Consider the following 14,850-nt stretch of genomic DNA (forward strand, 5'->3'; position numbering starts at 1 on the left):
AAGGGGCATCCCGCAGCGGACACCCCTTTTGCCTTAGCTTACTACCTTTTCCCTGATTGCCTTTAAGACGCGCTCGGGCGTCATGGGAAGGTCGTACATCCTGACTCCGACGGCGTCGTAAATGGCGTTAGCGATCGCAGGCCCCGGCGTATTGATGGCCACTTCTCCGACCGATTTTGCGCCATATGGCCCGTACTCCTCGAAAGAGGGTACAAGTATCGTAACGACCTCCGGCAAGTCAGTGGTCTTATATACCTTGTAGTCCCAGAAGTTGGGGTTTTTCATCTTCCCCTTCTCGTCAAAGAGGTACTCTTCGCAGAGAGAGAAGCTTACGCCGTTTAATACTGCTCCTTCCACCTGCCCCTCGGCAAGCTTCGGGTTTAAGACGTTGCCGCAGTCCATGGCCGTAACGACCTTGAGGGGCCTGACGATACCGGTCTTTATGTCGACTTCCACTTCGGCGAAGGTGGCACAAAAAGGGAAGGGCGACACGGGGCTGACAAAGGAGGCGCTTTCCTCGATCTGAAACTGGTTTTTCGCATAAAAGGCATAGTAAGCCACGTCTTTAAAGCTTAGGCTTCGGCCGCTTTTTACGTGAGAGACTTCCTCCACCCCCAGGGTCAGCTCTTCCCTGGGGCATTCGAGCATCTCCGAAGCGACTTCCATGATCCTCTCCGCTATCTTTTGGGCGCACCTTTTGACGGCGTTGCCCGATACGTAAGTTGTGGAAGAAGCATAGGCTCCCACGTCGTAGGGCGTGAGGTCCGTATCGGAAGAAAGCACTATTATCTTCTCCGATGGCACCTTTAATGTTTCGGCCGCAATTTGGGCGAGCACCGTATCGGAGCCCGTCCCTATATCTGTGGCTCCAACGTAGAGGTTAAAGGAGCCGTCCTCGTTCATCTTTATGTGGGCGCCGCCCATGTCTATCAGGGGAATGCCCGATCCCTGGGTCGCTACGGCCATTCCAACGCCGTAGCATTTGTCGCCCTCTTTCCTTTTGACCCCTCTCTTTTCCTTCCACCCGATGACTCGTGCAGCCTCGTCTATGCACTCGGAAAGCTTACAGGAAGTGACGACCTGCTCGTGTCCGGTCTTGCCCTCGCCTATGGCTTTAAAGACCTCGGAGGTCTCGCCCGTCTTTATGTGCCACTTCTTGACGAACTCGGCCATGTCTATGCCGAGAAGCCTCGTTATGTGATCTATGTGCTGATTGAGCCCGAAAAACCCCTGGGTAGCTCCGTAGCCTCTATAGGCTCCGCCGACGGGGAGGTTGGTGTATACACAGTCGGCGTAGAAGGAGACGTTTTCTATTTTGTTGAAGAGGGGAAGCACCTTGGCGCCCGTATTTGCCAGGACGGTAGGCCCATGGGGCCCGTATGCACCTGCGTTCATGAGGTCATCGATCTCCATGGCAACGATTGTGCCGTCGTTTTTGACGCCCATCTTTATTCTGGAGCGCATGGCGTGCCTCGTCCTTCCCGATACGAAGTACTCCTCCCTGGAGGTTACTATCTGTGCCGGCCGCTTCGTCCTCCATGCAACCAATGCCACGTAAGGCTCAAGCAGCACTTCCTGCTTGCTCCCGAATCCGCCTCCAATGCGGGGCTTGATCACCCTTATTTTGCCCAGGGGAATTCCCAATATGTTGGAGACTATCCTCCTGGCGTGGAAGGGAACCTGAGTCGAGGTAATGAGAACCAGTCTGCCGTAGTGATCAAACGTGGCCTTCGTCACGTGCGTCTCCAGGGCGCAGTGGGAGGCGATATGGGTATAGTAAGTTGCCTCCTGCACGAAATCCGCCTCTTCAAATCCTTTCTGCGAATCGCCATATAAGAAGGCTATCCTGGCAGCAAGGTTTTTCTCCGGCCTGTATATGGCGGAAGGTATCATGACGTGTTCTTCTCCGTCGTGAAGTACGGGCGCTCCATCTTTTTCGGCCTCTTCAATATCAAAAAGGGCAGGAAGCATCTCGTATTCCACCTTGATTTTCTTCACCGCTTCCTTCGCTATCTCTTCACTTTCTGCTGCTACCAGGGCCACCCTGTCGCCGACGAACCTCACTTTTTCGTCGAACATGTACATGTCGTAGGGCGAAGGTTCTGGATGTGACTGGCCTGCGGAGGTGTAAAGCACCCTTGGGGTGTTTTTGTAGGTCAACACCAGCGCAACGCCGGGCATCGATTCAGCTTCGACCGTATCTATGCTTTTTATCTTCGCATGAGCGTGGGGCGAGTAAAGAAAGGCTATATGAAGGGGATCTTTAAGCGCAAAGTCGTCAGCAAAGAGCGGTTCGCCCGCCGCGAGCGCCAGGGCATCGACTTTCTCCTTATTTTTTCCAATGTTGATATAATCAGTCATTTTCCTTCACCTTCCTCGCGGCAAGTTTCACGGCATCTATTATCTTCACGTAACCCGTGCACCTGCAGAAATTTCCGTCAAGGGCTTCCTTTATCTCTTCGGCAGTGGGATCAGGGTTTCTTTGAAGTAGAGCGTAAGTGGCAAGCACCATGCCTGGAGTGCAGTAGCCACACTGTACTGCTCCTGCCTCGACGAAGGCCTCCTGTATCGGGTGGGGTTCGTGAATAGACCCTATGCCTTTGACCGTCGTTATTTTTCTTTCGCCTACTGAAGCAGCGTAAACCATGCAGGAGTTTACGAGTTCTCCATCGAGCAGAACGCTGCAGGCGCCGCAAAAGCCTTCCCTGCAGCCACATTTTACCTCCGTAAAGCCGTTGTCGCGTAAAAGGTCTAACAGCCTGACATGGGGAGCAAATTCCAGTTCGTGTACTTTTCCGTTTATGTTAAACGATGCCTTCATCTCCATCACCTCGCACCACCTAAAGCATTCAGGCCGCGACAAAGCAATACCTTAGAGACCTCGGTCAGATAAGGGCCGCTTCCTGCTGGCTTGTCGGCAAATTCGACGTTGACATTCCTTAAAATCCCTTCGGCATCCACGTCCTCAAGCCTGCTGCCTTGAAGCGCCTTTTCAACTCCGCTTAACCTGTCGTATGCCTTCTTCGTGCCTGTAACCACGACCTTTGCACCTCTTATAGACTCGCCTTCGACGGACAGAGCAATTGTAACGGTCAGGGCCGAGTAATCCGTGGCCGTTCGAGCAAATCTGTCGAAATAGCCGATTATTTTCGCGTCAGGAAATCTGACTTCAGTCACGGCACAATCTTGAAACTTGCCCCTATTGGATAAAAACTCCTCGTATTTACAGGTACCCTGCCCTTTTCCCAGGACTTCAATTTCTGCTTCCAATGCCAGAAGGGGGCCCATAAGGTTCGACCAAAGGGGCGACAGATACACGCTTCCGCCCATGGTGATCCTGTTCCTCAAGGGTGTCGTCGCCGTGCACTTTAAAGCCTTGACAAGCAAGTGGTCGCTTTCTAAGGAATCCATAACTCGACTCAGGGTTGCCGTCGCTCCGATGCGCCACATGTCGCCTTCTTTCTTGATATAGTTTAGGGGTAAAGAAGAGATGTCGATAACCCGCTTTGCCGATTTTATCCTCTCTTCCTTTATGACCGTGCCGCCTGCATGGATAAGCGCGCCCTCTTCCTTTAAAAGCTCTGCCAGTTCCTCTAGGCTTTTTGGAAAATACCACTCCATCGCTTTCAACTCCTTTTCTTCCAATAGCTTTCTGCCACCTTTCTGGCTTCCGCCATGACGCTTTCTTCAATCATGCTCACTAGGACGTGGTCTTTTACGACCTCGCGGTCTCCTACTATAACGGTATTTACCGCGCTATCACGAATGCCAAATATAAGATGGCCTAAAAGGTTTTGGGGCGTCAAAGGCGTTGGTGGATAGTAATCAAGGACGACCAGGTCGGCAGCAGCTCCTTCTTTTATCGCTCCCATGGGTTTGCCGAAGTGGGCCGAAAAGATGGAAGCGTTTGACTCGAAAAGCATCTTCGCCGTCTCGGTCCAGCCCACGGTCGGATCCCGACGCTCGTGTTTGTGTATTATGTAAGCCACCTTGGCGGACTCAAGCATGGAAGGGGTGTAGCCGTCGGTCCCCAAGCCCACGTTTACGCCTTTTGCTATCATCCCTACGACGTTTGGCACGCCCACGGCGTTGTTCATGTTGGACTCAGGATTATGAACGACATTTACGCCACATTTCGCCAAAAGCTCGATTTCGGGCTCATCTATATGCACTCCGTGAATGGCAAGACTGCCAGGGGTTAAGACTCCAAGCTCGTACAACCTGTCCGTTACGCCCTTGTAACCCCTCTCTCTGGCATCGGTCACGTCAGCCAAACCTTCGGCCAAGTGAAAATGAAAGGGCGCGTTGAGATCCTTTGCTTCCCCCACGCAGCGCCTTATCGTTTCATCCTCAAGCGTGAAAGAAGCGTGAAGCCCAAACATGGCCCGAACAAAGGGATCATTGGCATTCTTTTTTATGAACCTCACGTTTTCTTCTATGGAGGCATCTCTTGCCTTCGGTCCCCAGCGGTCCGAGACCTCAAAACATAAAGACCCCTTAATTCCGACGTCCTTTAAGGCCTTTTCAAGCACGTCAAGGCTTCCGTCGATCATGCCAAAAGAGGCGTGATGATCAAGTATCGCGGTCGTCCCGCTTTTGAGCGAATCTATGGCGCCTACAAGGGCACTGTAGTAAAGCTCCTCTTCCGTCATAAGGTCTTTGTCCATACTCCACCAAAGCCGCTCCAGTATCTCCTTAAAGGTCTTTGGCGAGGGTCCCGCTATGGACATGCCGCGGGCGAAGCTGCTGTAAAGGTGCATGTGGGCATTGAGAAAGCCTGGCATCACGAGCCTGCCGCCCAAGTCTTTAACCGTTATCCCTTCCTTATTGCCATATTTTGCAAGAATATCATCACTTTTGCCCACGGCAGCTATCGTTTCGCCGTCTATGACCAGACCGCCATCTTCTATGACCTTGCAGTCTTCGCCAAGGGTTACAACTGTCCCGCCTTTTAATATGAGCATTCCCACCCCTCCCTTCTTGATCGATATTTCAATCGATCCGAATAAATTATATTCTGCCCTTTCTCAACTTCTCAACGGCTCTCCAGCGCCCTGGCTGCACTCTCTATCGCCTCTATAATTTGTTCGTACCCCGTGCAGCGGCACAAGTTTCCCTCTATGGCGGTCTTTATCTCCTCCCTGGTGGGGTTAGGGTTTTTGTCGAGCAAGGCCTTGGCGGACATGAGCATGCCGGGCGTGCAAAAACCGCACTGCACGGCGTGATGCTTTATAAATGCCTCCTGCAACGGGTGAAGTTGACCTTCTTTTTCCAGGCCCTCGACAGTAAGGACCTCGCTTCCATCGGCTTGAGCCGTCAAGACCATGCAGGAATGTACCGCCTCACCGTCAAGTATTACAGTGCAGGCTCCGCATTCCCCGACGCCACAACCTTCCTTCGTGCCGGTAAGGTGAAGGCGCTCCCGTAAGGTGTCAAGCAGCCTTTCCTTCGGCCCGACTGTAAGGCAATGTTTCGTCCCATTTACGGTGATGGTGACTTCTATATTACTCATCGGCCTTCGCCTCCCTAAAAATCGTCTCCAAGGCGCGCTTTACCAGGCTTGCCAGGGCTATGCGCTTATAAGGCGTTGACCAGCGAACGCCCGTGGCAGAGATCATCTCCTCGCTTGCCCTTTCGCCTATCTCGGCTGGATCAATTTCGCCAATCCTTTTGCCGGAAATTGCTTCCTCGATCTTGCCAAAGCGAATCGGGTACGCCGTCGCTGCGCCTGGCACAATTCTAGGGTCAAAGACGGTATCGCCCTTTATGCCCAAGACGACCGCCAGATTAAGCCTGGCTATGTTCATGGCCTTTCTTCTTCCTATCTTTTGGAAATTAGTAAAGTAACCTTCGCCGAGCAGGGGCACGCATACTTCCGTCATCATTTCGTCGCTTTGACGGTTCGTCCTATAGGGACCGGCCAAAAATTCGTCCAGTGGAAGCTTTCTTTCGCCATTTAAAGTACGCAGTTTCACATGCGCCTTTAGGGCAATAAGAGGAGAAAGCAGATCGGCAGCGGGTGAGGCGTTATTTATATTTCCCCCCACGGTGCCTCTGTTTCTTATTTGGGTGGAACCTATGGTCTTGGCAGCGGAGGCCAACAGAGGAAAGTGTTTATTAATTACGGGAGACTCCACAAGCATCGTATGAGTGGATAAAGCCCCTATCGCCACGCAGTCCTTTCTTTCTTCGATGAACTTCAATTCCTTTAATCCGCTTATGTCCAGCAAATACCTGAAACCCTTAGCACGCGCGTTTTCCTTCCTGATGTCCACCAATAGGTCCGTCCCGCCTGCTATGGCTCTCACGCCTTCGTGAGAGCCGAGAAACTCCAGTGCTTCCTTCAAAGAAGGAGCTTTAAAAAATTCATAGTCTATCATTTTTTGCCACGTCCTTTCCTCAAGGGGTGGCCCAAAAGCACCCTCTCCAAGTTCAACGGCAGCGATCTTATCCTCCTGCCCGTAGCCTGTGCGATTGCGTTGGCTATGGCAGCTGCCCCAAGCTCAAGCGTAGGCTCCCCAATGGATTTCGCGCCGAAGGGTCCGTCGGGGTCGGGATTTTCGACGATTATGGGGATTATGTTGGGCATGTCCTTAGAGGTGGGAATTATGTATTCGTCAAAGTTGGTGTTTGCGATATAACCTTCGTCGGTCTCCACCTCTTCCATGATGCCGTAACCCAGGCCCATCATAACTCCCCCGTATATCTGCCCTTTCAACATCTCAGGATTTATCGCCCGTCCCACGTCATGGGCGGCGGCCATGTTCAAGACCGTCACCTCGCCCGTCCCCATGTCTACCTCGACCTCGGCTATCTGACAGCCATAGACGTAGGTGAAGTAGGGATTGCCCCTTCCTTCCTCCTCGTCCCAGTAAATATTTGGCGCCACGTACCAGCCCACATGGGACAGCTGTACGCCGGCCCAAAAAGCTTTGTTAGCCGCCTCGGCGAAGGAAATCAGCTTTTTGCCATCGGGAGTATATATCCAGTTTTCCTTGAACACCAGGTCACTTGAAGGCAATCCAAACTCCTCGGCCAGAAAGCGGGAAAGGGCCCTCTTGGCGCTCTCGACGGCCCTCATAACGGAGTTTCCTCCTACTAAGGTGGAGCGCGACGCTACGGTGGAGCCGCTGTCCGGTGAGATCAAGGTATTTGCCTCGAGGAAAGTTATATGTTTCATCTCTATGCCAAGTTCTTCCGCCGCGATCTGACAGAAGGCTGTCTTAAGACCCTGGCCGTTTTCTGCCAGGCCGCTATAAAGGTAAACGCTTCCGTCCTTTTGGATGGACAAAACCGTTCCGGCAGCGTCAACGGCCTCGGCGCCTAGGCTGCAGCCCCTGAAACTTATGGCCATGCCTATGCCTCTGCGCTTGTCGCCCCTTTGGGGTTTGCTGTATTCCCTGTATTTTTCTTCATAGCCTATGGCCTCTGCGGCCTTTTTCATGACTTCAGCAAGGCTTACCTCGTGGCGGTCAAGCTTCTGTCCGCTTGCCGTCACCGAACCGTTCTTCAAGATGTTTTTAAGCCTTATCTCAAGCGGAGTTATGCCAAGTTTCTGGGCAAGCTCGTCCATTAAAGACTCGTTTGCAAATATCACCTGAGGGGAGCCGTAACCGCGCATGGCGCCTGTGTATACGTTGTTAGTATAATATCCGTAGGTATCGGTCTTGACGTTGGGCACTTCGTAAGGCCCCGTCGCTTGGACGACGGACCTCCAGGTGACGAAGGGGGTCTGGCAGGCGTAAGCTCCGCCATCGGCTATGGCCTCAATTTCCATAGCAACCAGCTTGCCGTCCTTAGTGGCTCCTACCTTATATTTCATCTTATAGGGATGTCTTTTGTAGCTTTCAACTATTGACTCTTCCCTGGTATTTACCATCTTAACGGGCTTGCCAGTCTTTAAGGCCAAAAGGGCTGCCCTGCAGGCCATGGCGGACACGACCTCGTCTTTGCCGCCAAAGCTGCCGCCTATGTGGTTTTGAACGACCCTTACCTTGCTCAGGTCAGCCTTAAGGCACCTCGCTACGGCATCCCTGGTAGCGAAGACGTTTTGAACGGAACCGTAGATCGTCACCAGGCTTCCGTTTTCGTGAGGGACAGCAACGACAGCCTCAGGCTCTATGTAGCTGTGCTCCACAAACTGCGTCTCGTACTCTCTCTCAATGATGACATCGCTTCCAGCAAAGCCCTCATCGACGTTGCCCTTTCTCAATTTATGGTGTACCACTTCATTGCTGACTCTTTCGGGATGTATAGGATTGCTTTCCTTTGACAATAGGGGGTCAAAAATTCCTTCTATTTCTTCGTATTCCACTTCGATAGCTTCTAAGGCCTTGGCGGCAACGTCAAGGGATTCTGCCGCCACCATGGCTACGCCGTCGCCTATGTAGTAAATACGTTCCTTGGCCAGGACCTGCTGGTCCTGTATGATGACGCCTATTTCGTTGCAGAAAACGTCTTGGGCTGTCATGACGGCCCATACGCCCGGTATGGCGCGAGCTTTATCTACGTTAATGTTTTTTATCCTCGCCGAAGGATGCTTTGCCCGAAGCACCTTGCCGTAAAGCATCCCGGCAAACTGAAGGTCTGCTCCGTATTTCGCCCTTCCTGTAACCTTCTCGTAGGCGTCGACCCTCTCTGCGGGTTTATTTACCGTGCTAAACATCTCTCTTCCTCCTCTGTCCTTTCACTAGCCCTGTAGCATCGAGCCTACAGGGCTAGTGCAGGTGTTTAAGAAAGCGTAATGGCGCCGACCGGACAACGCGTGTAGCAAAGCCCGCATCCAAAACAGGCATCGGGAGTAACGCCTGCCTTGCCGGAAGGACCAACCTTTATGGCATCATAAACGCAGGACTCCTCGCATTTACGACATCCTATGCACTTTTCCTCGTCTACGCTCGGATTTACCTTGACAAGAGGTTCTTTCCTGGAAGACCACTTCTTGGCGGTCAAGCCCTTGATCTCATCTAAGGACGAGTAACCGTGTTCGTCGAGCCACTTCGATGTTTCTTGAGCTATCCTCTTGAAGGCCTTGGGACCTTCAATGATGGCCTGTGTGCATATCTGCACTGCCGACGCTCCTGCCATGAACATTTCAACGACATCTTCGCCGCTTGATACTCCTCCCACACCGATAACGGGTATGGAGACGGCACGTGACAGTTCAAAGACATGTCGAAGGGCGATTCCCTTTATGGCAGGTCCTGAAATCCATCCGTAGCCCGTATCGCTTCCCATGTAAGGAAGGCCCGTTTTTAAGTCTATGCGAAGGGCAGGCCCGACGGAGTTGATGGCAGCCAAGGCGTCAACGCCAACTTCCTCAAGTTTTTTGCCAAGTTCAGCCAAATCGGGAACTCCAGGGCTTACCTTTACGATGATCGGCTTTTTGGTGGCCTTCCTTGCAGCCGCGACTGTGTTTAGCACAGGAGTTAGGTCGCGCCCCACGTAGTGAGTGGAAAGCTCGAAGGCATCGGCGAAGGGTTCGGTCCTGGGAATGAGATCGGTCAGCTCTTCGGCCGTATATCCTAGGCCCACTATTATTGGTACGGGTAGAGCAGAAATCTTGCCGTACTCACTTTCGAGCCAATGCTCAGGCGAATGCTCCGACCAAAGCTCTGCATTTACGAAGCTTTCCTTGAAGGCAGCCATGCAGGGGCGGGGTACGTCAGCTGCCTTAACGGATATGGTCTTGGTAACGACGCCGCCTGCTCCCCCCTCCACCATCCTCTTTATGGTCTCGTAATTTCTTGAAGGAGGCCCCGCAGCTATTATCAGGGGATTTTCGAACTCCATCCCCGCTATCTTCACTTTTAAGTTTGCCATTTTTGCCTTCTCCTCCTTTAATCTTATTTTTACTTTCCGCCCATTGTCAGGGTCATAACGGCCTTGGCCGTGTGTATCCTGTTTTCGGCTTCGTCGTAGACTATGGAGTGAGGCCCGTCTATTACGCTGTCTTCGACCTCGTTCTTGCGGTCTGCCGGTAAAGCATGCATGTACATTACGTCCGGGTCGGCCAGGCTCATCATCTTCTCGGTGCACTTCCAGTGCTTGTTGGCCTCAAGGCGAGGATTGATGACAGCAGGGTCGGGGTTCGTCACCCAGTCTCCCCAGTTTTTAGGGATAACCACGTGTGCTCCCTCGTAAGCCTCCTCCTGGTTGTGGGTGATCTTTAAGCTTCCGCCGTTTGCCTTGGCGTTTTCCTCAGCTTGCTTTATGACCCAATCCGGCAGGTCATATCCTTCCGGATAGGCAAGCGTCACGTCCATGCCGTACCTCGGGAAAAGAAGGACCTGACTCAGCGGCACCGATATGGGCTTTTTGTGGGTCGTTGCGTAAGCCCAGATTATCGAGACCTTAAGCCTCTGGGTGTCTTTGACCTTTTCTTTGATGGTCATTAAGTCGGCCAGCACCTGCATGGGGTGGTAAAGGTCGCACTGGAGATTCATGACCGGCACTGTGGCCCACTGAGCCATATCACGCAGATATTTGTTTCCTATGCCCCAAAAGCAGTTCCTGCAGGCTATGCCGTGTCCGAATCGCGAGAGTATTATGGCCGTGTCCTTGGCGGATTCGCCGTGGGCGATCTGCATAGTGCTGGTATCCAGGTAGTTCGCATGTCCTCCGAGCTGGGCAATGCCCGCTTCCATGGAATTTCTCGTCCTCGTCGACTGCTCAAAGAACATCAAAAATATTGTCTTATAGGAAAGATAAGGCGTCGGAACTCCCATGGCGAAATGTCTTTTGAGCTCAAAGGAGACGTCCAAAAGGGTATCGACCTCTTCCTTGGTCCACTCTTGAAGCGTTATAAAATGCTTGTTATGAAACTGCGTCTGCATAATTTTTTACCCCCTCACACTAGCTCTTCATATTTGAATATACGTAAGGCACGGCCGCGTAAAGGGCAGCAGCCTTTACCAGTTCGTCCTTCCATGTTATTTCGTTTGGGGCATGAGCCTGATCCTCATGTCCAGGGCCAAAGCCCACGCAGGGAATGTCGTAACGGCCCATTATGGAAACCCCGTTGGTGGAAAAGGTCCACTTGTCGACTATGGGATCTTCACCAAAAAGCTTTTTGTAGGATTCGACGACGGTCCTGCAGGCTGGATGGTCTTCCTCCACCACCCAGGTGGGGAAGTAGCAGTCCGTGGGATAGACCAACCCTTTCCAGGAGGGACGCGAGTAGGAATAAAGGGACACTTCAGCACCGCTGGCCTTTACGGCAGGCAGCCTCCTAATCTGTTCCAAGGCCTCCTGCCAGGTCTCCCCGTGAGTCAGGCGCCTGTCAATGGAGATGCTGCAGCTATCGGCGACGGCACACCTCGACGGTGACGTGAAGAAGATCTCGGAAACCGTTAAACTTCCCTTGCCCAGAAACTCATCGTAGGCGAGATTTTCGTGGAGGGCTCGAAGCTCAAGTATGATGGGAGCCATCTTGTATATGGCGTTTATGCCCCTTTCGGGTGCGGAACCGTGGCAGGACACTCCTTTGGTCGTAACCTTTATCTCCATCCTGCCGCGCTGGCCCCTGTGGACCTTACAGGACGTCGGCTCGGTGAGAAGGACGAACTCGGGCCTTATCTTGTCTTCCTCGATGATGTACTGCCAACACAAGCCGTCGCAGTCTTCCTCCTGGACGGTACCCGTTATTAGCACCGTGCAATCACCAAGTAGCCCGAGCTCCTTCATTATCTTCGCTCCGTAAACCATGGAAGCCATTCCGCCTTTTTGGTCGCTTGCGCCCCTTCCGCCAATGACTTTTTCGTCCTCGTAACCCTTGTAGGGATCGAACTTCCAAAGTGACGGGTCTCCCACGTCGACGGTATCTATGTGAGCATCCATGGCAATCAACCTAGAGCCATTTCCCACGTACCCGAGGACGTTTCCCATGGGGTCTATCTCCACTTTATCGAAGCCCACATGTTCCATCTCCTGGGCAATCCTTTTTATCACCGCCTCCTCGCCCGAGCTTTGGCTTGGAAGGGCAATGATGTCCCTCAAAAACTTGCTTATGTTGGCCCTATAACCCTCGGCCTTAGATAAAATTTCCTTGCTAAGTTCCACGTCGACCCCCCCTAACGCGCCTGTTTTAATTTGCTACTCCAAATCACTTAAAAGCCCTGTTCTCTCGTTAAAGTTTCTTATGAGCTCGTCGATCTTCGGAGCCATACCGTGTATGCCGCCCCAGTAGTTGTCGTAATCGAACCACTGGGCGTTGAGTTCGTCGACCGATTTGCCCTGTTGCTCCACCCATGTGTAGTACTTGAGGTTATGGATGCGGAACCTGTCATAATAGGAAAGCTCAAGCATCCAATCGGAGGTCTGAGACAGCATGTGAACGTGGTGATCCTTTTCCGCCATGCGCTCGTCATAAGGACCTTCGCGGTCGCTCATCTCTCGGATCCTCGAGAGATACATGTCGGCAGAATCAGTAAAGACAGTGAAAACCATGTCATGTTCCGTCAATCCGTAGTATTTTGCCATCTTGATTGCGCCTATTACATTTGCGATGCCGGAGATACCTAGAAGTGCCAAGTTATCGATGACTTGAGCGGGAACGCCGATTGCCTTCAAGTAATTTCTTCCTGCCTCCTCGTTGAAAAGGCGAAGCAGGCGCAGGCAGGATTCATCGTCGATGTCGATGACCATATCGGTATTTTTAACATTATGGATCCAGGGGACGTGTTTGTCGCCAATGCCTTCGATCCTGTGGTCACCGAAGCCGTTATAAAGGAGCGTTGGGCACTGCATTGCCTCGCCAACGGCGATCTTGCTATCCGGATAAAGGGTCTTCATGTAGTCGCCGCAACCAAGCGTCCCGGCCGAGCCGGATGTGAGCACGACGCCAAAGTACCTTTCTCCCGAAGTGGCCAGTTCATTAACCACTTCTTCCATGGCATGTCCTGTGACCTCGTAATGCCACAGGTGGTTTCCAAACTCCTCGAACTGGTTGAATACGACTACGTCCTCCCTGGTGCGCTTTAATTCCCAGGTTTTGTCGAAGATCTCCTTGACGTTGCTTTCGCCTCCGGGCGTGGTTATGATCTCGCCTGCGACGCTTTTAAGCCATTCAAACCTTTCCCTGCTCATGCCCTCAGGAAGTATGGCGATGGAGTCGCACCCCAGAAGCTGGGCATTGTAAGCTCCGCCCCTGCAATAATTTCCGGTAGATGGCCAGACTGCCTTTTGCGAGGTCGGGTCAAACTGTCCCGTTACCAGGCGCGGAACGAGGCAACCGTAAGTCGCGCCTACCTTATGTGCCCCCGTAGGGAACCACTTGCCGACCAAGGCAACTATCTTGGCCTTTACTCCGGTTATCTCGGGCGGCATCACGAAATAGTTGACCTTGCCAAATGTCCCGCCCTTTTCCTTAGGCTCGTTCTTCCAGGTTATGCGAAAAAGGTTAAGGGAATTTACATCCCAAAGGCCTACACTTTTAAGTCTTTCCTTAACAGCCTGTGGGACTTTCGTCGGATCTTTCATCTGCTCAAAGGTCGGAAGAATGATGCCCCTCTCTTTCGCCCTCTCGACTGCCTTTTTTAGTATCTCTTCGTTGACTGTAAGGTCTATCAATTTCGCTCTCTCCTTCTGTTTGTATATTTTAATTTGCAGATCCGATAATCCTGCTTACCGCTTCAAGGGTTGGTTCAACTTCGTATGGGCTGCCGGCAGCCCTTTTTGCGCTTTCGGAGTCCTTCAGGCCGTTTCCGGTAACTATTACGGCCACACGCTCATGGCTGCCCAGTTTGCCTGTTTGGGCGTATTTAAGCAACCCCGCAAAGCCCGTAACGCCTGCGGGCTCGCCAAACACCCCGCTGGTGCGGGCCAACAACCTCATAGCCTCAAGTATCTCGTCGTCCGACACAGCGACCATATCGCCACCAGAGTTTCTTACGGCACGAAGCGCTTTGGCCCAGTTTCGCGGTTCGCCCACGGCTATGCTGTCGGCCAACGTATTGGTGGGCTTCTTTTCGATGACATTTTTGCCTTCTTTAAAGGCCTTGTATATGGGATTAGCGCCTTCTGCCTGAACACCTATCAGCTGCGGGATTTGGCTTATCAATCCGATTTGTTTTAAGTCGTAAAAGGCCTTGTAAAAGCTGCTTATTATGCAGCCGTCGCCTACCGAGACGAACACCTTGTCGGGCAGGTCGAAGGACAGCTCCTCGGCCAGCTCAAGCCCGCAGGTCTTTTTGCCCTCCACTAGATAGGGATTGATGGCGCTGTTTCTGTTGTACCAACCGTAAGCATCTATGGCCTTCACGGCGAGCTTAAAGGCATCCTCGTAGGTGCCCTTTACCAAAAAGACCTTGGCCCCGTAGATTAAAAGCTGGGTCACCTTGTTTACTGGGGCCTTTTCGGGCACGAATATGTAGCAGTCAAGCCCTGCGACGGCAGCACATCCGGCCAGAGAGCTTGCGGCGTTACCGGTAGAGGCGCACGCTATGGACGTAGCGCCCTTTTCTTTAGCCTTTGCCACGCCGATAAAGCTTGCCCTGTCCTTAAAGGAAGCAGTTGGGTTTCTTCCGTCGTCTTTTATCAGGACCTGTTTAACTTTCAGTTTTTTTGCCCAATAGGCGCTTTCATAAAGAGGTGAAGAGCCGACTTTCAAGTTTGGGAAAAAGGTCGGGTCATTTATGGGAAGAAGCTCAATGTAGCGGGAGATGCTTCTTTCTTTATTTCCGGCTAAAGCCTCGGGCGTAAATTGCCGCTTCACCTCCCCGTAGTCGTACAATACGTCCAATGTGCCGTCGGGCCCACAATCCGGACAGGTAAAGACGTCGCTTTTTGGGTCGAATTCCCTTCCGCAGAGCACGCACTTTAGTTTATCCGCTGAAGCCACGATCATTACCT

Annotated in this window: 12 protein-coding genes; all 12 read right to left on the bottom strand. The window is 52.4% G+C overall.

The window, feature by feature from the left end; genetic code table 11:
* Positions 1 to 33 precede the first annotated feature (33 nt).
* Positions 34 to 2,361: a xanthine dehydrogenase family protein molybdopterin-binding subunit gene (locus BLU12_RS01760; RefSeq protein WP_091460131.1), complete on the bottom strand. Its 2,328-nt coding sequence runs from the start codon at positions 2,359 to 2,361 to the stop codon at positions 34 to 36.
* Positions 2,354 to 2,821 carry a (2Fe-2S)-binding protein gene (locus BLU12_RS01765; protein WP_200778693.1) on the bottom strand — a complete coding sequence of 156 codons (468 nt, stop codon included), beginning with the start codon at positions 2,819 to 2,821 and terminating at the stop codon, positions 2,354 to 2,356. The genes BLU12_RS01760 and BLU12_RS01765 overlap by 8 nt, the downstream gene beginning before the upstream one ends.
* Positions 2,822 to 2,826: 5 nt before the next feature.
* Positions 2,827 to 3,645, bottom strand: a complete 819-nt coding sequence (locus BLU12_RS01770; protein WP_234945370.1) for an FAD binding domain-containing protein — start codon at positions 3,643 to 3,645, stop codon at positions 2,827 to 2,829.
* Positions 3,627 to 4,964, bottom strand: coding sequence for a putative aminohydrolase SsnA (ssnA, locus tag BLU12_RS01775; RefSeq protein ID WP_091460134.1), 1,338 nt, complete (start codon positions 4,962 to 4,964; stop codon positions 3,627 to 3,629). Before ssnA ends, BLU12_RS01770 begins: the two co-directional genes overlap by 19 nt.
* A 71-nt stretch (positions 4,965 to 5,035) precedes the next feature.
* A complete protein-coding gene (locus tag BLU12_RS01780) occupies positions 5,036 to 5,512 on the bottom strand; it encodes a (2Fe-2S)-binding protein (protein WP_091460136.1) in 477 nt (158 codons plus the stop codon).
* Positions 5,505 to 6,380: an FAD binding domain-containing protein gene (locus BLU12_RS01785; protein ID WP_091460137.1), complete on the bottom strand. Its 876-nt coding sequence runs from the start codon at positions 6,378 to 6,380 to the stop codon at positions 5,505 to 5,507. Before BLU12_RS01785 ends, BLU12_RS01780 begins: the two co-directional genes overlap by 8 nt.
* Positions 6,377 to 8,665 (bottom strand): xanthine dehydrogenase family protein molybdopterin-binding subunit, encoded by a 2,289-nt coding sequence (locus BLU12_RS01790; protein WP_091460139.1) that lies wholly within the window; start codon positions 8,663 to 8,665, stop codon positions 6,377 to 6,379. Before BLU12_RS01790 ends, BLU12_RS01785 begins: the two co-directional genes overlap by 4 nt.
* 65 nt (positions 8,666 to 8,730) lie before the next feature.
* Complete coding sequence (locus BLU12_RS01795; protein ID WP_091460141.1) at positions 8,731 to 9,822, bottom strand: 4Fe-4S dicluster-binding protein; 1,092 nt, start codon at positions 9,820 to 9,822, stop codon at positions 8,731 to 8,733.
* A gap of 29 nt (positions 9,823 to 9,851) precedes the next feature.
* Positions 9,852 to 10,835 (bottom strand): ornithine carbamoyltransferase, encoded by a 984-nt coding sequence (locus BLU12_RS01800; RefSeq protein WP_091460142.1) that lies wholly within the window; start codon positions 10,833 to 10,835, stop codon positions 9,852 to 9,854.
* A gap of 19 nt (positions 10,836 to 10,854) precedes the next feature.
* Positions 10,855 to 12,060 carry a YgeY family selenium metabolism-linked hydrolase gene (locus BLU12_RS01805; RefSeq protein ID WP_091460143.1) on the bottom strand — a complete coding sequence of 402 codons (1,206 nt, stop codon included), beginning with the start codon at positions 12,058 to 12,060 and terminating at the stop codon, positions 10,855 to 10,857.
* A gap of 33 nt (positions 12,061 to 12,093) precedes the next feature.
* Positions 12,094 to 13,569 (bottom strand): pyridoxal-phosphate dependent enzyme, encoded by a 1,476-nt coding sequence (locus BLU12_RS01810; protein ID WP_091460145.1) that lies wholly within the window; start codon positions 13,567 to 13,569, stop codon positions 12,094 to 12,096.
* 28 nt (positions 13,570 to 13,597) lie between these two features.
* Positions 13,598 to 14,845, bottom strand: coding sequence for a threonine synthase (gene thrC, locus BLU12_RS01815; protein WP_091460147.1), 1,248 nt, complete (start codon positions 14,843 to 14,845; stop codon positions 13,598 to 13,600).
* Between the last annotated feature and the right edge of the window lie 5 nt (positions 14,846 to 14,850).

It is taken from the genome of Acetomicrobium thermoterrenum DSM 13490 (assembly GCF_900107215.1).
Lineage (GTDB): Bacteria > Synergistota > Synergistia > Synergistales > Acetomicrobiaceae > Acetomicrobium > Acetomicrobium thermoterrenum.